We start from the raw sequence: 20782 nt of genomic DNA, 5'->3' as shown, positions 1-20782 counted from the left end.
CATAGTAAAACATTGAAGTATTTGATAAATTATTCACAAGGAACAAATAAAAAATAGATGAGGAGGATTATTATGAACTACGAAAAACTTTTCTCCAAAGGTCAGATTGGTAAAATGCAGCTGAAAAACAGAGTAGTTATGCCTGCTATGGGAACTGCTTTAGCTGGTAGCAATGGAGAGGCTTCTCCAGATATCATTAAGTACTATGAGGAAAGAGCTAAAGGTGGATGCGGTCTTATAATTACTGAAATCACCAGAGTTTGTGATGAATATGGAGTTGGGGTTGCTAACCAACTTTCAGCAACAGCCCCCCGTCACGTGGCAAGTTTACAAAAGTTAGCTAGAACCTTGCACAAGTATGACACAAAGGTTTTTGTCCAACTTCACCATCCGGGCAGAGAGACATCTTCTCGACTTTTAGGTGGTAAACAAATTGTAGCACCTAGTGCTGTAATGTGTAAAGTAACTCAAGAGATGCCACGAGAACTTTCTACAGAAGAGGTTGAAGGCTTAGTTAAAAAGTTTGTTACCAGCGCTAAAATAGCACAATTAGCTGGAATTGATGGTGTCGAGCTACATGCAGCTCACGGATATCTAATTAACCAATTTTTAAGTCCATATACAAACAAAAGAACTGATAAATATGGTGGACACTTTGCTAACAGAATGCGTTTCATCTCAGAAATTATGGTAGGTATTAGACATATTTGTGGACCTGATTTCCCAGTTAGCGTGCGAATTAGCGCCAATGAGTTTGTAGAAGGTGGAATTACACTTGATGAAGGAGTAAAAATAGCCAGATACTTAGAAAGTATAGGCGTAGATGCTCTTAACGTAAGTGCTGGAATTTATGAATCATCAGCAACTATTATTGAACCAATGTCCTATCCTCAAGGCTGGAAAAAACATCTTGCAGAGGCAGTTAAAAAAGCTGTTAATATTCCAGTGATTGCTGTTAACGTAATAAGAGAACCTAGTTTTGCTGAAGGCCTTTTAGAAAGTGGTAGCGTAGATTTTGTTGGTATCGGTCGTGGGTTACTGGCAGATCCAAATTGGGCAAATAAAGCCAAGGAAGGCAAAGATAAGCAAATAAGACGTTGCATTTCTTGCGTATCTTGCTTTGAGGAATTGAGTACAGGCGGAGTGCTTAAATGTGCGGTTAATCCAAAGATGGGTCGCGAGTTGGAATTTGAAAATCTTCCTAAAAACGGTGACGATAAAGTAGTAGCTATAGTAGGTGCTGGTCCTGCCGGACTTGAAGCTGCTAGAGTTCTAAAATTAAGAGGTTTTAACCCTGTTATTTTTGAGAAAGAAAACGAGCTAGGTGGTGCTTTACAGATTGCTAAAAAGCCTCATCTAAAAGAAAAAATCCAATGGTTAATAGATTATTACCAAGAGCAGATAAAGGTATTGGACATCGAAGTAAGATATGGAATAGACGCTACAGTAGAAAACATTAAAGAGTTAAATCCATATGCTGTCTTTGTAGCTGCTGGAGCTAGACCAATAGTACCTCAAGTTCCTGGTGTTGAAAGTAAAAATGTATTTGCAGCAGAAGATGTGCTTAAAGGCAAAGTTAGCGCTAAAGGCGAAAAAATTGCTGTAATTGGCTCTGGGATGACAGGCTGCGAAGCGGCAGAGCTATTGGCTATGGGCGGTAACGAGGTAGCTATCATTGAAATGCAAAAAGAAATCGCCGGCAATGTATACAAGCTTAACCGTTATGATATTATGTCTAGGCTAACTAAACATAAAGTTGAAATGCTTCCTTGTAAAAAGCTATTACAAATAACCGACCAAGGAGTAGCGTTGATGGATACCTTCACATCAGCTACATCTCTAAAACAAGCTGATAAAGTGATTTTGGCTTTGGGAGTTCAGCCTAACAATGAGCTTATACCATCTTTAGAAGAAGAGTTTGAGCGTGTTTATGTTATGGGCGATGTATCAAAACCAGCACGCATAGGAGATGCTACTCGTCAAGGATTTGAAAAAGCTTCAATACTTTAGAAAAAGCTTTCTAGAAAAAAATATGCGTTAAGGAGGTAGTAAAAATGAAAGAATTTAAAAATAAGACCGCAGTTATTACCGGTGCCGCAAATGGCTTTGGTTTTGAAGTAGCTAAAGAATGTGCTAGAAGAGAAATGAAGGTTGTTATGGCAGATATAGATGGCGAGGATCTAAAGAAGTCATCACAAGTGGTAAAAGATCTTGGTGCTGAAGTTTTAGCTGTAGAAATGGATACTTCAGTTTTTGAAGAAATGGAAGACTTAGCTAAAAAAGCATTAGATGCTTTTGGATCGGTGGATTTACTGTTCAATAATGCCGGTGTCGTCACCTCAGGTTCTATTTGGGAAATGCCTTTAAAAGATTGGGAATGGACTATGGGAGTTAACGTATGGGGAATGATGTATGGCTTAAGAGTTTTTGTTCCTATTATGCTAAAACAAAAAACTCCATGCCATATTGTAAACGTTTCTTCCGTTGCCGGCCTATTAACAACACCGGGCATGCCAGCTTATCACACAACAAAGTTTGCTGTTGTGGGAATGACTGAAGCAGCCAACTATCAACTACAGGCAATGAATGCAAACATTAAAATGTCTCTATATTGCCCAGGCTTTGTGCAAACGGACTTACACAACTGTGATAAACGTCGCCCGGAGCGCTTTGCCATTGACGATGATCCATACTATCAAAGCGCCAGCTATAAAACCGGCCTTGCCAAAGCTAAGCACGTAATCACAACTGGTATTCCAATTAACTCAGTAGCTCAAAGTGTGTTTACTGGAATTGAAGAAGAACAGTTTTACATCTTAACTCATCCTCAGTACAACCCAGTTATCGGGTTGAGAGTTAAAAGTATGCTAGAAGGCAAAAATCCTTCTGCAGAGCTTTTTAGAAGATAAGGATAAAAGAAGGGGCTAAGCATTGCCTCTTCTTTTTTTTATAACATTGCAGGAATTTGTAGAAAAATGTCGAAGGTATAGTTTGCAGCTTTATGGAATATGAAACTATCCTAAAGGGGGGGGTAACACCATGAACAAAAAGTTTTTAGAAGCCGCTAACAAAAGTTTGATGACCCTTTGTTTTTTTACTGCACTACTCGTTTCTCTTACTGCTTTTGCAACAGATAGCGTTGATTTTGTTGTTTATATTCTAGTGGGTTTATCTTGGGCATCATTGGCTTACAGCTTTTTTCGCTTTCATAAAACTCCGTCCGACAAGTATATTAAATTTATTTTGGCATTTTTCTTTATGGGAACTCATTTTTATACAACGGTAACATCTGAAAATGTACTATCCTTTATATTTGCCTTCCCGTTAATCGGTGTTTTTACCGTTTATGGGAATAAGTGGCTCACAGCCGGGGTGTCAGCTATAGTTTTAGCTGCTAATGTCATTAACGCCCTTTCAGGAAAATTTGAACAGGGAGAATTTTTAAATGTAATTATCGTTATTGCACTTACTATTTTTGTTCAATTCGTAAACACTGCTATTATAGGTAAATCAAGTAAGGAAAACGGTGATTACATAGCACAGATGGAGAAGGATAAAAGTAAAAAAGATAACATAATCGCTTCTTTAGTTAAAACAACCAATGAATTGACAAACTCTTCCCAAACTCTTATGACCACCGTAAAAGAAACCTCTCTTTCAATTGATGAAGTGTCCCGTGTAATAGAAGAGATTGCAAAAAGTTCTTCAGTACAAGCCCAAGACACAGAAGATGGGGCAAAAGAAGCAGAAAATTTATCTGACGGATTAGATCAGATTGTTTCAGCTACAAACACACTGAATAACATCACGGCAAATACTGAAAACCTCAAAAACGATGGTCTTGATATCCTAAAGGACCTTGATGTTAAAACTAAGCAAAGCAATGAAGCTATAACCTTGCTTAAGGAAATGGTGGAAAATACAAATAACAGCACCGAAGCTATAACTATTGCTAGTAGCTCTATCAGCCAGATAGCAGAGCAAACAAATCTATTAGCTTTAAATGCTAGCATCGAAGCTGCTAGAGCCGGGGAAGCTGGAAAAGGGTTTGCTGTAGTTGCAGAAGAAATTCGAAAACTAGCAGAAGAGTCCGCTAAATCGGCCGGCGAGATAAACAAGGTCATGAGTGCCCTTAAGGAAAGTACAGATTTAACTTATGAAAATATGGAAAATGCCGTAGATATAATCAGCTCACAAACTGCTTCTATACAAGAAACTCAAACTGTATTTAACAATCTTGCTGAATCTATAGAAGATACTAAAAACAAGGTTAACGTACTTAAAAGTGCGGAAACAAAGATGGTTGAAATGAAGGAAACTATTATGGATGTGCTACAAAACCTTACCTCCATAGCTCAACAAAATGCAGCTAGTACCGAAGAAGTTTCCAGCTCAGTAGAGCAGCAAGCTGCATCCATGGATGGCATGACCGACATAAGCCAGAACCTAGACAAACTAGCTAAAGAACTAAAAGAAACTGCAGATAGCTTTTAATTTCAAAAATAATTATAGCCCACACATAAAGTGAAACTTCAATCAGTATAGAGCTTACAGCTAATTAACCAGCTATAAAAGCTGGGACAAATCTAGGCAAAACAAATAAAAGACGGTTCCGATCATCACTTTTGATGACCGGAACCGTCTTTTGCTAAATAAAGCCACATACCTCCCCCAGGTTCTGTTTATTATGCACGTGTGGTGAGTAGATAAAAGGTGGTTTTATTTCACCAGAAGTTTTAAATCTTGAATATGTTTTTTGGGGTTTTGGGAGCTCATAAGCAAGGACATAACGGCAATACCACATATAGGTAGGTTAATAATTTCTAATGCGGTATTTGTGTCTATGCCGCCTATTGGTATTACTGGTATGTCTACCTTTTTTAAAATTTCTTCTAAGTAGGAAACTCCTCTTGGCTCAACCCCTTTTTTACAATCGGTCTGAAAAACGTGTCCACATAGTAGATAGTCTGCCCCACCTTTTTGAGCTAGTACTGCTTCTTTTACGCTATGGACTGAAACTCCCATGGTTTTGTTCCATTTTATACCGTTGCTTATAAAGTCTCTAAAAGTCAAATGTAAACCGTCAGCTTCGACTGCACGAGCGACCTCTAAGTTACTGTTAATGATAAGCTTTACATCTTTTTTTCCGATAATCTCTTTTATTTTCTCGGCAATTGGCAAAAGCTTTTCTGTTGACAGGTCTTTTTCTCGTAGAATAATGGCTCCCACTCCACCGGCTACCGCTTGCTCTAATACATGATAAAAGTTATCGCCTGCTAGCTTTCTGTTTGTGACAAGAAATATTTTTTTATTCATCATCTCTCAAAATATTGATATCTTTGCCTTCCATTACCTTGTTCATGTTCCGCATAGAGCACATCTTGCCACACATGGTGCAGCTGTCCTCATGCTCTGGCATGGATTCTGCTCTATATCTTTGCGCCTTTTCTGGATCTATAGCTAGCTCAAACATGCCCTTCCAATCTAGTTTTTGACGGCGACGGCTCATCTCATCATCTTTATCCTTAGCTCCTTTAACTCCTTTTGCAATATCTCCTGCATGAGCTGCAATTTTAGAAGCTATAATTCCCTCTTTCATATCTTCTAGATTAGGAAGCTTTAGATGCTCAGCCGGGGTTACATAGCATAAAAAGTCTGCACCGTGGCTAGCTGCAATGGCACCGCCGATGGCGCTTGTTATATGGTCATAGCCTGGAGCTATGTCTGTAACTATAGGTCCTAGCACATAAAACGGCGCACCGTGGCACAGCTTCTTTTCTAGCACCATATTTGCTTCTATTTCGTTAATGGCCATATGCCCTGGTCCTTCTATCATTACCTGCACATTACGCTCCCAAGCCCTTAGCGTTAACTCTCCTAACACCATTAGCTCTTTTATCTGACTGGCGTCGGTAGCATCACTTATACTGCCCGGTCTGCATGCATCGCCTAAACTTAAGGTAATATCATATTTTTCACAGATATCCAATAACTTATCATAATACTTAAAAAAGGGATTTTCCTCACCATTTAGTTCCATCCAAGCGTACATTAAGGAGCCGCCTCTTGAGACTATGTTAGTGATCCTTTTGTTGCGTTTGAAAACTTCCGCAGTTTCGCGATTTATCCCTGCGTGTATGGTGACAAAATCCACACCATCTTTTCCGTGTTTTTCCACAACGTCCAAAAACTCTTGTGCTGTTATATCTTTTAATTCTTTATCATAAAACCCGACTGCATCATATATTGGCACAGTCCCTATCATTGCCGGAGACATTTCAACTAGTCTTTTTCTAAACTCCTCAGTTTTCCCAAATGAACTTAAATCCATTATGGCTTCTGCTTTCATATCTAAGGCAGTTTGTACTTTTTCCAGCTCCGCATCGATGCTGGGACAATCCTTAGAGATACCTAAATTAACGTTAATCTTTGTCCTAAGGCCGTCTCCTATGGCTTCTGGGTCTAGGCTTTTATGGTTCTTATTTGCAGGGATAGCCACCTTGCCTTCTGCTACAAGCTTTCTTAGCTTTTCTACTTCCACCTGTTCCTTTTTAGCTACTTTCTCCATCTCTTTAGTTACAATACCCTTCTTAGCCGCATCCATCTGAGTGGTAAATTCCATTACACTTCTCTCCCTTTTTTATAATATTGAAAAGCGAAGTAAATTTATAATGTCAACCAGTCTTTAAAAATTGGTTGATAGCCTATATCAAAAATAGCCTTCTTCATTTCTTCCACACTGCGAGTATCTCCAATTTCAAATTGGCTGGTCTCCTCGTTTTTAGTGCTATGACCGCCAACAGATGTCATAACACCGGCGGACATTTTCGTAACCCCTAGCGGAACCAATTTATCCCTAAAAGCTTGCTCTTCTCTTGTGGATATAGTAACCCCACCAAATGGAATAAAGTTTTTAAACGCTAGAAGAATCTGTACTAACTCCCTATCACCCACGGGGTAAATATCGTCAAATCTACCCACATGAGGGCGTATCCGCGGAAGGGAAATACTTACTTCCACATCCGGGTAAGCACCTTGTAAATAGCTAGCATGAAGTCCTGTTATAAAAGCCTCTTGCCTCCAATTAGAAAGGCCCAAAAGCGCCCCTATATTTACAGTTCTAATTTTTTGCTCACATGCCCTCTCAGGAGCTTTAAGCCTAAAGTGATAGTCTTTTTTAGGTCCTTTAACATGTACCTTTTTATAAATATCTTCATCATATACTTCTTGATAGATAGTTAGTCCATCAACCCCGGCATCAACCATTTGCCTATACTCTTCTCCTGTAAGGGGATAGATTTCTATAGATATTGACTGAAAATATTTTTTAAGTATTTTTACAGCACTTAAGATATACGAAACTGGGGTGGCCTGCCTAGATTCTCCCGTAAGTAAAAGAATATGTTTTATACCAGTTTTAGAAATAGATATAGCCTCTTTTTCGATTTCACATTCATCAAGTTTTTTGCGTTTTATGTTATGTTCTGCATTAAAGGAACAGTAAAGGCATTTGTTAACACAGTAATTCGATAGATACATCGGAGTATATAAAAGAACAGTTTTTCCAAAATGTTGGATAGATAACCTATTAGCTCTCTGAGCCATCTCCTCTAAACATTCGCTTGCTGCTGGCGAAAGTAGCGCAAGATAGTCATTTATATCAAGCTTACTTTTATTTAACACCTTTAAAATATCATCTTTTTTAATAGATGAGAAATAGCTGCTGTAGTCAAAATCACTATAGTTTTGGATAATATCAGTAAAGGACATTATTTATCATCCTCATTTAAAAATCCGGTTAACGGAGAAGATGCCCTGGCAAGCTTTACTTCTCCCCCCGCCTTTGCTAGATAAGCACTTCTGCCCGCTTTTACTGCTAAGTCGAATGCTTGCGCCATTTTTACAGGGTCAGACGCTGATGATATTGCGGTATTTACAAGCACAGCCTCAGCCCCCATCTCCATAGCTTCAGCCGCTTGAGATGGTTTCCCGATACCTGCGTCTACTATTATCGGCACATTAATCTCATCGATTAGAATTTCTATAAGTTCACGGGTTTTAAGACCACGGTTTGTGCCAATTGGTGACCCAAGAGGCATGACAGCTGCCGCCCCAGCTTCTTCCATAGCCTTAGCAGCCATCAAGTCAGGACTCATGTAAGGTAACACCTTAAATCCTTCCTTAGCCAAAACTTTTGTTGCCTTAATAGTCTCGTAATTATCGGGAAGGAGATACTTTTGATCTGATATAACCTCTATTTTAATCCAGTCACCACATCCCGTTGCTCTAGCTAGCTTTGCAATGCGAATTGCTTCATCTGCATTTCTAGCACCTGACGTGTTGGGAAGCAGTGTGCATCTTTTAGGTATATATTCTAAAATGTTTGTTTCCCTACTATCCATATCCACTCTTCTTAACGCCATGGTAACCATCTCGCTGTTGGAGCTATCGATAGCTTCCCCCATAAGTTTATGATTAGCAAACTTGCCTGTTCCCACAAACAGCCGGCTAGTAAATTTCGTCCCAGCTAATACGAATTGATCCATTTTACATCCTCCTTTAGACTTCTTTTTCACCTAAAATCAATCTTAGCACCATATTTGCCTGATGGTTTGCAGCCACTGCTACCCTCGGCGCCATAAGACCCGAGCCTTCTTTAGCTTCATTAACTCCATCTCCAACTAGATATAAGTTTTTTCTAACTTTTTTCGTATCTATCAGATTACTAGAAAAGTATCCCGCCATGCCAGAAGCTGCCACTATTGGCTTTTGTGGTAGCTTTGTTAGCACTGTATTTACTAGCTCAGCTTTACAAGTGGGGTTATCAAATGCTTCTACTACGATATCCACATCCTTAAAGGTGTCCGCCATGTTATTTTCATCAAGATAAACACGCTTGGTTTCAACTTCCACAAAAGGGTTTATCTGCGTTAGAATGTCTCTTAAAGCATCTGTCTTGTACATACCGATATGTTTAACAAAGTAATGCTGCCTATTTAGATTACTTGGCTCCACAACATCAAAATCCACAAGTAAAAGCTTTCCAACTCCTGTTCTAGCTAAGGACAAAGCAATATTAGAGCCTAATCCTCCTAAACCTGCAATCCCAATCTTAGCGTTTTTGACCTTTTTATGAACTCCTGGAGTATGCCGGGCGACAAGTAAAGCTTCTAAATCCTCTTTTGCGGGCATTTCTCCTTTTTTAATAAAAATTAACTCATCATTTTCTCTAAGCTTTTGATCTGCCCTGATAATGAATCCATTTAGCACAATTACATCAGCATCTTGTTTTACCTTTCCTCTAATCCCAAAAGCAGTCTCTTCTTGAGATATTTTTAAAGGTTGTTCGTTGACGTAAACCTTCATATTTTTTTACCCGCCTCCCACAAAGCCTACAATTTCTACTTTATCTTTTTTGTCTAACACTTGGCTAGCATAGTCTACCTTATCAATTATCTCTTGATTTATTTCCACTACAACCTTTTGAGAATCAAATTTTAGCTCCTTTAGCATTTCAGTTACAGTCATACCGTCACAATCCATCTCTTTACCGTTTATAACGACCATGATTACACCTCCTTAAAATTAAAATAAAGACAAACCCTAAAGGGTTGCCTTTATCTGCGTATAGAAAAAATAATGTTCCCTACGTTGGCATTACCCAAATCAGGTTTTTCGGGTCAGAGATAACATCCCTTTCTCAGCCTATCGATATAAGCTCCCCTTTATATTTAGTTTTAGTATAAAATAAAGCCCACCATAGGTGAGCTTTTGTGCTGTTTTTAGCAAAATTAGCTTTCCTACGGTAGTATAAACTACATCAGGTTCAAGGGTTAGGCAGCTGCCCTCTCAGCCTCTTTAAAAAGGCACCCCTAGCTTTCTATGTAACTTTTGCCTTAATTATAACCATGAAAATGATAAGTGTCAATGAAAAATTGTCTACCATATCTTCCTCCTTTTTACCACTTATTTATAAACTTACTTCAAGAAGACGCTTATTATTACCTTTATTCAACGCGAAAGCTTATAATTTTACAGATTTAGAGGGGATTGCCAATCTAATATAGAAAAAACATGTGAAACTATTAACTGGAGGTGGAGTAATTTGCATTGCCATAATTGTGGTAAGGAAATCAATTCTAAGGCAGTTATTTGCATTCATTGTGGAGTAAGCACCGAAAATAATGCAGAAGCAAATAACTGCGTAGAAGACGCTGGTTTTTTCAAAAGGTTAGTTGCTTATTTGATTGATAACGTTTTATTAGGAGCCATCGGATTGCTGTTAGGATTTATCTTAGGTGGAATATTTATAATTACTATGCTCAATACAAATTCTACTGTAATGGTAATAGAAGCTTCTTTGATTTTACTTGCGTATTGTATTGGGTTGGGAACAACCTGGTTATACCACACCTTGATGGAATCTTCTAAGTGGCAAGCTACACTAGGGAAAATGCTGTTAGGTGTTAAAGTGGTAGATAAAAATAATAACCGAATCTCCTTTGCAAGAGCTAATGGCCGTTTCTTTGCTAAAATTTTATCTGCAATCATTTTGTTAATTGGCTATATTATGGCTGGATTCACAGACCGTAAACAAGCATTACATGATAAAATTGCACAAACCTATGTTGTTAATAAGTAAATTCTAGTTTATACATGTTTTTAGTAAGCAAAGTCTTTTATAAAAGATTTTGCTTTTTTTTAACTTGTATAAACACCTTTTATTAAAGGAAATATAAGATGTTTTGTCGAAATAATAACAATCAAGATAATGGAGGAGAGCACTTTTAATGTCGAATCAAAAGATTCCTAGAAAACGAAGAACGCTAACCAACAATATACATAAGTTTAGAAAAAAAACACTTATAATAGCAGCTGTAGTACTCTTCTCTGCGCTCATTATAGGTGGTTCTTTTTCAGGTGCAATACTATACGGTTATGGCGCATCAAATAACATATATTATGGTGATGGTTCAATTAAGTTTAATGGTGATATCGTAAACGGCGTCCCAAATGGCGAGGGAGTTCTTTATTCAGAAAATGGCGCAAAAATTGCCAAAGGCTATTTTAAGGATGGTAGGCTTAATGGACCAGGAAAGTTATACCGAAATAGCGACGCCCTGTATAAAGGTGAGTTTAAAAACGGGCTCCCTCATGGGGCAGGAAACAGTTTTTACACTAACGGGCAGCTAAAGTATGAAGGTTATTGGCAAAAAGGGTTAAAACATGGTCAAGGCAAACTTTTTAATCAAGATGGCGAACTTTTATATGTCGGAGAAATGGAAAGCAACACCTTTCATGGTGACGGGAAATATTATCAGTCAGATCAATTGATTTATAAAGGGCACTGGAAGAAACACGCCCGTCATGGCCAAGGCAAAGAGTTTAATGGCGAAAATTTAGTTTATGAGGGGCAGTGGTCTCAAAATTATTATAGCTGTGAAGGTAGGTATTTTGTAGATGGAAGTTTAATTTATGAAGGAGCATGGGATTTTGGCCTACCAAATGGGCTAGGCACTCTCTATAGTGATGATGATAAATTTTATAAGGGAAAATGGGTTGACGGTAAAATATTAGAAGGTCAATTTTATAACCAAGATGAAGTAGCTCCAGCTTTAAGTAATGTAATTACTGACAAGGTCCACCACGATGTTATGATGTTGCAGATTCAAGATTTTACATTAACTGATATTTTTTATGAGACAGTTGAAGGTAGCGAAAAATACTATGACGACTTCTACCACCTTTCTAAGGTTATAGAACCCGCCAGCAATGACGATGACTTCAAATATACTATGTACGATTTTATTGAAGTTCCAGACGGGAATTATAATCAGCATTTAGTTACCAACTCTATAAAAGAAATGGAGCGCATCCCCTTAGAAATATTAAAAGATCTAACTTCAATTGGTGTCTCCCACAGATTTATCTATGGTCATATAGGCAATCAGCCTGAATTTAGTATGGATCATGCCACCACTGTAGGAACTCTTCGAGAAGTCAACCCTGTGGGACTTTCTAGCTATAAAGACAGACTGCTTGTGACAAGGCTTGATCAACCAAATCCATATATGACAGCTCTTCACGAAATCGGACATGCAGTTGACCACTTTCTATTAAGCCGAGTTTCCGATACAGAAGAATTTAAAGAAATTTTCAATAAAGAAGCTTCAAAGCTGTTCTATAGCCCTTGGTATGATTTAAGTTATTACACTGACAGGGCAGATGAATATTTTGCAGAAGGATTTGCAAGCTATTATATTAATGAAAATAGAGGTTCTGGATACACACCAACTCGAGATGAAATAGCTCAAAACGCTCCTAAAACTTATAGCTTCTTTAATGAAAGTGTGGATAATTACCAAAATACTTTTAGAGCTTTTAACTCCAAAATGGCAGTCACAGCTAACAGAGATACAAATCAACTAAAAAACTTATATGAGCATGACTATAATTATCATATATACTCTCTAGATAAAAGGACTCTATCCATAGATAATCCCACCGATTTTGATAGCCTTGTCTCTTTTATTTTAAAAGAAGGTATTACCCATCGTCCACTAAATAACCCTGACTCAATCTATCTTATTATGACTTCATGTGGACAGTTTTTTATAAATACAAATGAAATTAACATAATAGAAAAACCTAAACAGTTTAAAAAGGCCCCCATCAAAGAACATGAAGTTGAGAAAAACTCTCTATTAGAACGTTTTAGGGGAGGTTATCACAATTTTATGTCCAACGTTAGAGAGTAACAAGCAATCAATAAATGAGGTGATAGTTAATGTTTTGTAGGAATTGTGGCAATGAAGTAGCTGATAAAGCTGTTGTGTGCGTTAGCTGTGGCTTAAGGCCGCTAACAGAGCAAAATTTTTGCCAAGAATGTGGAGGGGAAACTAAAGAAGACCAAGAAATTTGCTTAAACTGTGGGTGCCGAACTCAATCTAAAAACTCTAACTATCAAATTAAGCAGAAAAATACTCAAGCATCAGTTCAGCACGGAGGATTTTTTAGAAGGCTAGCTGCTCTAATTATAGACATTATAACTATCGAAGTATCCGGTCTTGTTATAGGCTTTCCTATAGGATTTATAATAGGCCTTATAATGATAGCGATGGGTTATTTAGAACATGAAATAGTGGCTTTTGCCGAAAGCGTTGGTCTATTACTTTCACTTGTGATATCGTGGCTGTACTTTACAATAATGGAGTCCTCAAAACAACAAGCTACATTAGGCAAAATGGCGCTAGGTCTAAAAGTTGTTGATATAGACAGTAATAGAATCTCTTTTGCCAGGGCAAACGGTAGGTATTTTGCCAAGATTATTTCGGCAGTAACGTTATTTATCGGCTTTATAATGGCTGCTTTTACAAAAAATAAACAGGCCATGCACGATAGAATTACAGATACATATGTAAGTAAGTTTCCAAGAGGTGTTAACGCTACCAACTCCCACCATGTAAATAGTTCTAACAGCTAAAAAAAGATGTATTTCAGCTAAGTTGCTGAAATACATCTTTTTATTTTATAGACAACTATATCATTTATTTTTTATCAGCTGTCAAGATATTCTAACTCTTTAGCCCATTGTAGAGCGCTTGTGTATCTTTCCATAAACTTTGCTTTTGGTATTTTTTTAAAAAGTATGCTTTCCTCTAAATTACCCCAGTTTCCTTGCTCAAATTCTAGCACCAACTTTAACGACTGCCTTAGCTGATTATCAGTGCCAAGAAGGGCGTTTTTAACATCTTCGTTAAATGGAAGCTCTTGAAGTATTTCCTCCATATCTCTTTTTAGCAACACATCTATAGATGAAAACATTCCGGTCATAAAAAAGTCCAATTTGTTATTTTTGCCAAATTCTGTGGCAATAAACTCCATAAGCTTAGCTCGTACTAGACAATTTTTTACCAATTCTTTATTCTCTATACCTTGCATTCTCTTTAACATTAGGAGATATACCCATTTTTTAATCTCGGAAATTCCCATCCTAACCAGTGCCTGCCTAATTGATTTTATTTCAAACCTTGAGCTAAAAAATACTGAATTAGCAAGCTTTAGTAATTTATATGATAATCCTAAGTCAGTTTCTATTACATTAGTAAGCTTCTGATAGTCAGGCTCTTTTTGATCAAGCTCATTTAATATTCTAAGTAAATTAGCATTAAAACCATCAATTTCTTTACCTACTTTGATAGCAGGTTTGCTAAAAAAGTATCCTTGAAAAAAATGATACCCCATAGAAGAAGCTTGCTGAAACTCCTCCCTAGTCTCTATTTTCTCAGCTAAAAATTTTAGCTTATTTCCATATTTTCCAATTAGCTGTTGCTGCTTAACTTTATTTACACCGGAAAACTCCATCTTGATAATATCGGCAACTTCGATAAGAGCTTCGTTCTCCTCTTTTAAAACAAAATCGTCCAAAGCAATTATATATCCTTGCTCTCTTAACTTTTTACATGCTGAAAGTAGCCTGTCTGATACCTCTACCCTTTCAAGCACTTCTATAACAACTTTCTCTTTATCTAATAGAAAAGGGATTTCTTGTTCTAACATTTCTTGAGAAAAGTTTATAAATGCATAGGTGCCATCTGTCAAATCATTGAGCTCCATAACTAAAAAAGCATTGTTTATAAGCTCAGCAGTGGCCTTAGAGTCATCCTCTCCCTCATAAAAATTGTTTAGGCTTCTGCGATATAGCAGTTCATAGCCATAAACCTCTAATCCCCTATTAAAGATTGGCTGCCTTGCTACATAAACATCCATATAAAATCCCCCTCAACTTTGGACATAAAGCAGATTGCTAACAAATTATCGACAGCATAAGATAAACTTCTAACATTTTATCCATATTATAACATTAACTGTCAATTTAGACAATTTATTGTTTTTACTAAGTGCTTAGTCTTTCTCCCATTTAACCTCCACCTCATCGTGCTCTATGTCAATACTAATCTTACCTACAGGATGCAGGCCATCTTTATATATTTTAAGGTTATCTGAAAATGATATCTTTAGCGAGCTATCTTCCTCCCACTTAACTGAAGTTAAGTAGCCTGTTTCAATTAAATGTTCTTTCTGCTCTTTTTGTAATTCGAAGATTGAATCTTTCTTCCCCTGTGCTAGTGCCTTAGCATCTAGCACTTTAACTTCCATTATCTCTCCACCAGGTTGCTGGGCAAAATATAAAGTATCAGCCATGCCAATAATAGCTAGATGCTCTCTATTAAGTGACCAGCTCATCTTAATTAAAGGTTGATTTATGCCAAATATGTTATCGCCGTTTTTATTGTCAATATAAGCGGTTTGCATTTTAGGAAGCTGTGCCAGTTCATAAGCCAGGTACTTTGGCTCTTTTAAGCCGCTTTCCTGAGAAACTATGTTTATAGTTTTAAGATTTTTTAACTTCTTTAATGGTGTTACGTTTTCTATGTCGTTACTGTGCAATAATAGGTGTCTTATATCCGTTAACTTACTTACTTCGGAGATGCATTCTACTTTGTTGTGTGATATATCTAGCTTTGTTAAGTTATTAAGCTCGGTTATGGGCTTAATATCTTCTATGCCATTATTCATTAAAGTTAGCTCTTGTAAAGAAGTTAGGCTCTCTAAACTTGACAGGTTCGTCAGAGAATTGCTTGATAAGTCAAGCTCTTTCAAATTAGAAAATGTTTGCAACGAATTTATATCATCTAATCCTATAGCACTTAACTTTAGTGATTTAATCCTAGTCAAATTGTATAAAGGATTTAGGTCAACATGATCAAAGTTTCTTATTACTACAGTTTCAAGATTTTCCGCATACTCTATGCCACTTAAGTCTAGCCGTCTGTCTTGTAGATGGCTTCCATCAATGATAATACTTTGAATATCTTCCATATCACTTAGGCGTATATTTCCTGTAATTTTTAGTTCCTCTTTTATAGCTGATGCTAGCACATCATCGATATTGTCTAAGCTTTTCTCAAAATGGGCTACTAACTCTGCATCAGCTTGGGCTTCGAAGTTATGATTAGTTATCATAGCCAAACCGTTATCATCAAACTCAATCATTTCACCATCTTTTGTCCATTTTTCTAATACATACCCCTGCTTAGCTTCGGCAGATACAGAAACTCTTTCTCCCCTTTGATATCTACCAGTTCCTGTTACCTCCCCAGCTTTTTCAGGAGTTGCTACTACATCAATCTCCACTACATGATAGCTCCCTAAAAAACGAACGACTAAAAACACTAAAATAATAGCAAGTGATATAACAGCTGCCTTAAAATTGTTTCTTTTCCTTTCCCCAAAAATTTTAAGCTTACTAAAAAACTTATCCTCAAAGCTTAGTTTATCCATAAAAATCCCCCTAATTTAGACGTAGATAGTTTAGCAAGTTTTTAGTTGATTCTATAGTAGGTTGCTAGTTACAATGTTACTTCTTCAAAACCCTAACCATCACCTCTAAAATCTAACTTCCCTTTCTTAAATAGACGTAAATAACCTAAAAAAAGTTCTTGTAAAGACTAAAATTTTGCTATAATAACTTATAGTAATACTGTGATATTATAGTCAGTGGGTGTCTTACAGCCAGTCAACCTGCGATAAGGAGATTTAATGTATTTTTACTATATAGGAGGATACGCTTTGAATAAATTTAACCGATGGTACGTTGTTTTAGGTGCGATTTTGGTGCAAATTTGCATAGGAAGTATATATACATGGAGCTTGTTTAACCAACCACTGATGGAGGTTTACGGGTGGCAAAGTAATGAAGTATATCTTACATATTCCATAGCCATTTTTGTTTTTGCCCTTACTACCATATTTTCCGGCAAGCTACAAGATAAAATTGGTCCAAAGAAGGTTGCCACTATCGGAGTTTTGTTATACGGTGGCGGGCTAATGCTTTGCTCTACGGTAACTTCACTATTTCAGTTGTATGTATTTTATGGACTTATAGCCGGTGCTGGAGTTGGATTTGCGTATGTCTGTCCACTATCTACATGTTTGAAGTGGTTTCCAGAAAAAAAGGGCTTTATAACAGGAGTGGCAGTTGGCTCATTTGGTCTAGGAAGCCTTGTCTTTAAGTCTGTAATTGAATATTTTATAGCAAGTAGCGGAGTTTTAACTACGTTTTTATACCTAGGTTTTATATGCACTGTTTTTGGACTTATAGGTTCTCAGTTTTTAATAAATCCTCAAAACAACCTAGATGACAAAACAAGTAAGTATAAGGATAACAACGACTTTACTGTTAAACAGATGCTAAAAACTAAATCCTTTTATTTACTATGGATCATACTTCTTTTAGGAAGCTTAAGTGGTCTTTTGATAATAGGACTTGCCAAGGATATTGGCACTGATCTAGCAGGTTTAGATGATTTTGTTGCCGCTGGCGCTGTTTCCATGATAGCGATTTTTAACGCTGGAGGTAGGATTATATGGGGTGCAATTTCAGATAAAGCAGGGAGAATTAATATTATTAAATTACTATTTTTATTGACCGTTGTATCGTTAATTACCATGAGTTTTGTGGAGCTTAATTATGTCCTATTCTTTGTTTGTGTAGCTAGTATAGCTTTTAGCTTTGGTGGTATCATGGCTATTTTCCCAGCTATAACAAGTGAGTACTACGGTAATGAAAATGTAGGTGCTAACTATGGACTGATATTTCAAGCCTATGGTGTAGGCGCTTTAGTGGGACCAATAATAGTTTCAAGCGTTGGGGAATTTCAAGCTACATTTCTTATAGCTGCAATGCTGTCATTATTAGGTGGTGTTTTGACATTTATAGTTCCTCCTCCTAATTGTAGAATGAGTAAAAATTAAATATAACAGAGAGGCTGTATCAAATTATCTAAAAAGATAATCATGATACAGCCTCTTATTTACTCTAAAGAGTAAAGTATAAAGTTTTACTTTTTTACCTCGCCTGTCTCTCCGTCTATTATAATCTTCTCACCATCTGCTATTTTGTCTAAAATGTTTCCACATCCCACTATTGTGGGCATCTCCATTTCCCTAGCTACGATGGCTGCGTGGCAGGCCCTGCCTCCTTGTTCGGTGACAATTGCAGCTATTTTGTCGATTACTAAAAATATATCCCGTGTTGTCGGTAGCTATAAGAATTTCTTTTAAGTCAATTTTAAGCATACCTACAGGTTGTAGACCATCTTTATATAAGCTATCTACGCCTAGCTAAGGGTTATCAAAACGAGAGCTGCTTAATTCAAACTATTTTTTAAACTTATTTATAGCTACATTTGCTGCCATAAGGACTGGGTCCCAAACTGGGCTAAAAGGTGGAGCATATGCTAGATCTAATTTTGCCATATCCCAGATGGTGTTTTCGTTGTGGATACAAGCTGCTACTGTATCTATCCTTTTTGCGATGCCTTTCGGTCCTACAAGTTGGCACCCCAAAACTTTTCCTGAGCCTTTTTCCACTATCAATTTCATCTTACCTTTTCCATGGCCAGGGTAGTAACCGGCTATATTAGGTATAGTTATAACAGTTTCATAAAAGTCTTTTTCTAACTGCTTAGCCTCCCTTGTGTTAAGGCCGGTTCTACCTACTTCTAAGTCAAGTACCTTCATAATTCCTGTACCGATTATGCCCTGAAAGTGTGAATTTCCTCCAGCTATATTTTCCCCAGCTAACCGTCCCTGTTTGTTAGCAGTTGTCCCTAATGGTATATAGGCATCATCTTCGTATAGTAGATGATAAGCGGCGGTACAGTCCCCAGCGGCATAGATATCTTTAACACTGGTTTCCATCTTTCTATTTGTCTTTATGGAGTTTTTAACCCCTAGTTTAATTCCAGCATTTTTAGCTAGCTGACTGTTAGGGCTGACACCTATGGCCATAATCACCATATCAGCATGGTAGGTGCCTTTGTCGGTCTTAACTGATTCTACCGCTTTCTCACCTTGAAAGCTCTCCACTTTCTCCCCTGAACAAACATTAACTCCTTTTTCTTTTAAGTGCTCTGCAATAACACCTGCCATGTCGCTGTCGATGTTGCCCATTAGCTGAGGAGCCATTTCAATAACTGTTATGTCTAAACCATGGGCGTAAAAGGCTTCCACCATCTCAAGGCCGATATACCCTCCACCAACTATAACCACCTTTTTAGTATTAGGGATTTGCTTCTTTATTTTATCGGCGTCAGGGATATTTTTAACTGTAAATATATTGTCTAGGTTTATCCCATCTAGTGGAGGCATTATAGGAGAAGCTCCGGTAGCTATTAGTAAACTGTCAAAGTTTACCGTTTTATTTTCATCATTATCTAAATCTTTTACGAGGATAGTCTTTTCTTCTGGGTTAATCTGCTCCACTAAGCTTTTTGTAACAACTTTTATCCCTTGCTTTTTAAACTCTTCTTTTGTCCTTGCTATTAATTTTTCTGAGCTGCCTATTTTCTCTTCTATATAATAAGGCAGACCACAAGCACCATAAGATATATGCTCCTCTGATGTGTACACCTCAATTTCTAATTCAGGCTTTTCTCGCTTAGCTTTACTAGCTGCTGATAACCCTGCAGCCACAGCACCTATAACAACAAGTTTCATTTATCAAAACCTCCTTGAACTAATTTTAACCTTAACAGTTACTTATCATTATAAATTCTACCTTCTACAAAGGAACGTCAAACCCTTCTTAAACTAAAAAGCTCAGATTCTAAGTCCTGAGTTTTTTTATATCCCTCACCCCTTTAAACCACCACAGGGCTTTATTTCCTTGTTTGGGCTTTCTGTAACACCCTTAATAGTCAAATCTATTTTGCTAATATCTCCATTTCTTTTCCCTTTTTAGCTTTTTCTATATCTTCAACCTCTACAATCTTCTTTCCCCTAGATGCAGCCATTTCCTCCGCCTTCTTTTTAGCAAACCCCCTATAAAAAACGGTCGCCTTTTGTATTCGCTTCTCAGCTTCTTTACTCCACTTCATAAAATCTCCCCCTTAATTCTCTTTCATAATATACATACTTTACTTTTTTGACTATAATACATAAAAAAACAAGAAGTATAGATTACTTCTTGTTTTTTGCTCCCTATATTTACTCACTTTTAGCAACCTTTATCTTTAAGGCAAGTACAGTTATACCATCATCTATCATCTTCTGTAAATAATCAGGATCTTGAAAATCATACCCTCTTAAGAACCCTTCACCTTGAATATATACAGCTAGCACCTTTTCCTCACCAGGCTCTAGACCAACAACTTCATCACCGATGGCATAATCCCAACTGGTTATTGCAGGGCTGGCAGTAAATAAGTCTTCTGGAACTTGTGTTTTTGCAGTTCCATTGCCAGAGTAAATAAAAAACTGAGACCTTTCAGTATTAGGCGTTATTATTCCAAAGCCTACCTGTTCTTCTTTTTCCTCTTCTAAACCATCACCATAACTAAGATTTATTGGTATATACTCCAAAGGCTCTCCTTCTTTGTATGGTTGTACCCAGATATCCACCCAACTTTCGTTGGCCCTTGTTAGTTTTAAATTAAAGTCGAAGATAATGCCCAGATGTAACTCTTGAAATGTCTTAGCATAGTCTGAATCTGTTATTCGGGATATATAAGCAATCTTTTCCTCTTCATCAACTTCGTTATCGCAACCTGTAATAGTAAATACTAATAGTATAGCTAATAATAGAATAGGCTTTTTCTCCATAATCACCCCTCCTTAAATTTCTTTAGCTCTCATTTTCATCCTTTAGTATCAGATTGACGCTTTTGTTCTTTAATATCTTTACTTAATAATATGACAACTGAATAAATTAGATAAC

The 20782-nt window shown here is 37.1% G+C and carries 19 protein-coding genes and 2 riboswitches; of the genes, 7 read left to right on the top strand and 12 right to left on the bottom strand.

Going from position 1 to position 20782, the window contains the following annotated elements; all coding sequences use genetic code 11:
* Nucleotides 1-72: 72 nt before the first annotated feature.
* The 3 genes from PRVXH_RS03485 to PRVXH_RS03475 all read left to right on the top strand — a co-directional run bounded on the left by PRVXH_RS03485 (nt 73) and on the right by PRVXH_RS03475 (nt 4494).
* Nucleotides 73-2010 carry an NAD(P)/FAD-dependent oxidoreductase gene (locus PRVXH_RS03485; RefSeq protein WP_353893924.1) on the top strand — a complete coding sequence of 646 codons (1938 nt, stop codon included), beginning with the start codon at nt 73-75 and terminating at the stop codon, nt 2008-2010.
* Nucleotides 2011-2054: 44 nt separating this feature from the next.
* Complete coding sequence (locus tag PRVXH_RS03480; protein ID WP_353893923.1) at nt 2055-2909, top strand: SDR family NAD(P)-dependent oxidoreductase; 855 nt, start codon at nt 2055-2057, stop codon at nt 2907-2909.
* Between the two features lie 130 nt (nt 2910-3039).
* Nucleotides 3040-4494: a methyl-accepting chemotaxis protein gene (locus tag PRVXH_RS03475; protein WP_353893922.1), complete on the top strand. Its 1455-nt coding sequence runs from the start codon at nt 3040-3042 to the stop codon at nt 4492-4494.
* 225 nt (nt 4495-4719) lie between these two features.
* On the opposite strand, the gene PRVXH_RS03470 is transcribed toward PRVXH_RS03475, so the two are convergent.
* From PRVXH_RS03470 to thiS, 6 genes are read right to left on the bottom strand one after another with little or no spacing between them, the layout of a single operon-like run.
* On the bottom strand, nt 4720-5316 hold the full coding sequence (locus PRVXH_RS03470; RefSeq protein WP_353893921.1) for a thiamine phosphate synthase: 597 nt from the start codon (nt 5314-5316) through the stop codon (nt 4720-4722).
* Nucleotides 5309-6622 (bottom strand): phosphomethylpyrimidine synthase ThiC, encoded by a 1314-nt coding sequence (gene thiC, locus PRVXH_RS03465; RefSeq protein WP_353893920.1) that lies wholly within the window; start codon nt 6620-6622, stop codon nt 5309-5311. Before thiC ends, PRVXH_RS03470 begins: the two co-directional genes overlap by 8 nt.
* Nucleotides 6623-6666: 44 nt before the next feature.
* On the bottom strand, nt 6667-7770 hold the full coding sequence (gene thiH / locus PRVXH_RS03460) for a 2-iminoacetate synthase ThiH (protein ID WP_353893919.1): 1104 nt from the start codon (nt 7768-7770) through the stop codon (nt 6667-6669).
* Entirely contained in the window at nt 7770-8546 is a 777-nt protein-coding gene (locus PRVXH_RS03455; RefSeq protein WP_353893918.1) for a thiazole synthase, read from the bottom strand. The genes thiH and PRVXH_RS03455 overlap by 1 nt, the downstream gene beginning before the upstream one ends.
* Nucleotides 8547-8559: 13 nt before the next feature.
* Nucleotides 8560-9366 (bottom strand): sulfur carrier protein ThiS adenylyltransferase ThiF, encoded by an 807-nt coding sequence (thiF, locus tag PRVXH_RS03450; protein WP_353893917.1) that lies wholly within the window; start codon nt 9364-9366, stop codon nt 8560-8562.
* Between the two features lie 6 nt (nt 9367-9372).
* Nucleotides 9373-9567, bottom strand: coding sequence for a sulfur carrier protein ThiS (gene thiS, locus PRVXH_RS03445; RefSeq protein WP_353893916.1), 195 nt, complete (start codon nt 9565-9567; stop codon nt 9373-9375).
* A 59-nt stretch (nt 9568-9626) separates the two neighbouring features.
* A riboswitch (TPP riboswitch) is annotated at nt 9627-9735 on the bottom strand.
* Between the two features lie 45 nt (nt 9736-9780).
* Nucleotides 9781-9884, bottom strand: a riboswitch (TPP riboswitch).
* 221 nt (nt 9885-10105) lie between these two features.
* On the opposite strand from thiS, the gene PRVXH_RS03440 reads away from it, so the two are divergent.
* The 3 genes from PRVXH_RS03440 (at nt 10106) to PRVXH_RS03430 (ending at nt 13483) form a co-directional block, all read left to right on the top strand.
* The gene (locus PRVXH_RS03440; RefSeq protein ID WP_353893915.1) at nt 10106-10642 is read left to right on the top strand and encodes an RDD family protein; all 537 of its coding nucleotides are present in this window, start codon (nt 10106-10108) and stop codon (nt 10640-10642) included.
* A gap of 148 nt (nt 10643-10790) precedes the next feature.
* A complete protein-coding gene (locus PRVXH_RS03435) occupies nt 10791-12758 on the top strand; it encodes a hypothetical protein (RefSeq protein ID WP_353893914.1) in 1968 nt (655 codons plus the stop codon).
* A 29-nt stretch (nt 12759-12787) separates the two neighbouring features.
* A complete protein-coding gene (locus PRVXH_RS03430; RefSeq protein ID WP_353893913.1) occupies nt 12788-13483 on the top strand; it encodes an RDD family protein in 696 nt (231 codons plus the stop codon).
* A 74-nt stretch (nt 13484-13557) separates the two neighbouring features.
* Here the strand turns inward: PRVXH_RS03430 and PRVXH_RS03425 are convergent, their stop codons facing one another.
* Nucleotides 13558-14769: an HDOD domain-containing protein gene (locus PRVXH_RS03425; RefSeq protein ID WP_353893912.1), complete on the bottom strand. Its 1212-nt coding sequence runs from the start codon at nt 14767-14769 to the stop codon at nt 13558-13560.
* A 135-nt stretch (nt 14770-14904) separates the two neighbouring features.
* Entirely contained in the window at nt 14905-16344 is a 1440-nt protein-coding gene (locus PRVXH_RS03420) for a leucine-rich repeat domain-containing protein (RefSeq protein ID WP_353893911.1), read from the bottom strand.
* Between the two features lie 288 nt (nt 16345-16632).
* On the opposite strand from PRVXH_RS03420, the gene PRVXH_RS03415 reads away from it, so the two are divergent.
* Nucleotides 16633-17817, top strand: a complete 1185-nt coding sequence (locus PRVXH_RS03415) for an OFA family MFS transporter (protein ID WP_353893910.1) — start codon at nt 16633-16635, stop codon at nt 17815-17817.
* Between the two features lie 86 nt (nt 17818-17903).
* On the opposite strand, the gene PRVXH_RS03410 is transcribed toward PRVXH_RS03415, so the two are convergent.
* The 4 genes from PRVXH_RS03410 to PRVXH_RS03395 all read right to left on the bottom strand — a co-directional run bounded on the left by PRVXH_RS03410 (nt 17904) and on the right by PRVXH_RS03395 (nt 20667).
* On the bottom strand, nt 17904-18089 hold the full coding sequence (locus PRVXH_RS03410; protein ID WP_353894535.1) for a PEP-utilizing enzyme: 186 nt from the start codon (nt 18087-18089) through the stop codon (nt 17904-17906).
* A gap of 133 nt (nt 18090-18222) precedes the next feature.
* Nucleotides 18223-19563, bottom strand: a complete 1341-nt coding sequence (locus PRVXH_RS03405; RefSeq protein WP_353893909.1) for a CoA-disulfide reductase — start codon at nt 19561-19563, stop codon at nt 18223-18225.
* A gap of 206 nt (nt 19564-19769) precedes the next feature.
* Nucleotides 19770-19943 carry a PCP reductase family protein gene (locus PRVXH_RS03400; RefSeq protein WP_353893908.1) on the bottom strand — a complete coding sequence of 58 codons (174 nt, stop codon included), beginning with the start codon at nt 19941-19943 and terminating at the stop codon, nt 19770-19772.
* Nucleotides 19944-20052: 109 nt separating this feature from the next.
* Nucleotides 20053-20667: a hypothetical protein gene (locus PRVXH_RS03395; RefSeq protein WP_353893907.1), complete on the bottom strand. Its 615-nt coding sequence runs from the start codon at nt 20665-20667 to the stop codon at nt 20053-20055.
* Between the last annotated feature and the right edge of the window lie 115 nt (nt 20668-20782).

This window comes from Proteinivorax hydrogeniformans (assembly GCF_040515995.1).
Taxonomy (GTDB): domain Bacteria; phylum Bacillota; class Proteinivoracia; order Proteinivoracales; family Proteinivoracaceae; genus Proteinivorax; species Proteinivorax hydrogeniformans.
This window is presented reverse-complemented; position numbering and strand designations above follow the sequence as displayed.

Coding starts and splice junctions, on each gene's coding strand:
- thiF (WP_353893917.1), bottom strand. CDS start 9,366: ATGAAGGTTTACGTCAACGAACAACCTTTAAAAATATCTCAAGAAGAG.
- PRVXH_RS03435 (WP_353893914.1), top strand. CDS start 10,791: ATGTCGAATCAAAAGATTCCTAGAAAACGAAGAACGCTAACCAACAAT.
- PRVXH_RS03480 (WP_353893923.1), top strand. CDS start 2,055: ATGAAAGAATTTAAAAATAAGACCGCAGTTATTACCGGTGCCGCAAAT.
- PRVXH_RS03405 (WP_353893909.1), bottom strand. CDS start 19,563: ATGAAACTTGTTGTTATAGGTGCTGTGGCTGCAGGGTTATCAGCAGCT.
- PRVXH_RS03395 (WP_353893907.1), bottom strand. CDS start 20,667: ATGGAGAAAAAGCCTATTCTATTATTAGCTATACTATTAGTATTTACT.
- PRVXH_RS03430 (WP_353893913.1), top strand. CDS start 12,788: ATGTTTTGTAGGAATTGTGGCAATGAAGTAGCTGATAAAGCTGTTGTG.
- PRVXH_RS03485 (WP_353893924.1), top strand. CDS start 73: ATGAACTACGAAAAACTTTTCTCCAAAGGTCAGATTGGTAAAATGCAG.
- PRVXH_RS03475 (WP_353893922.1), top strand. CDS start 3,040: ATGAACAAAAAGTTTTTAGAAGCCGCTAACAAAAGTTTGATGACCCTT.
- PRVXH_RS03455 (WP_353893918.1), bottom strand. CDS start 8,546: ATGGATCAATTCGTATTAGCTGGGACGAAATTTACTAGCCGGCTGTTT.
- thiS (WP_353893916.1), bottom strand. CDS start 9,567: ATGGTCGTTATAAACGGTAAAGAGATGGATTGTGACGGTATGACTGTA.
- thiC (WP_353893920.1), bottom strand. CDS start 6,622: ATGGAATTTACCACTCAGATGGATGCGGCTAAGAAGGGTATTGTAACT.
- PRVXH_RS03400 (WP_353893908.1), bottom strand. CDS start 19,943: ATGAAGTGGAGTAAAGAAGCTGAGAAGCGAATACAAAAGGCGACCGTT.
- PRVXH_RS03470 (WP_353893921.1), bottom strand. CDS start 5,316: ATGAATAAAAAAATATTTCTTGTCACAAACAGAAAGCTAGCAGGCGAT.
- PRVXH_RS03420 (WP_353893911.1), bottom strand. CDS start 16,344: ATGGATAAACTAAGCTTTGAGGATAAGTTTTTTAGTAAGCTTAAAATT.
- thiH (WP_353893919.1), bottom strand. CDS start 7,770: ATGTCCTTTACTGATATTATCCAAAACTATAGTGATTTTGACTACAGC.
- PRVXH_RS03425 (WP_353893912.1), bottom strand. CDS start 14,769: ATGGATGTTTATGTAGCAAGGCAGCCAATCTTTAATAGGGGATTAGAG.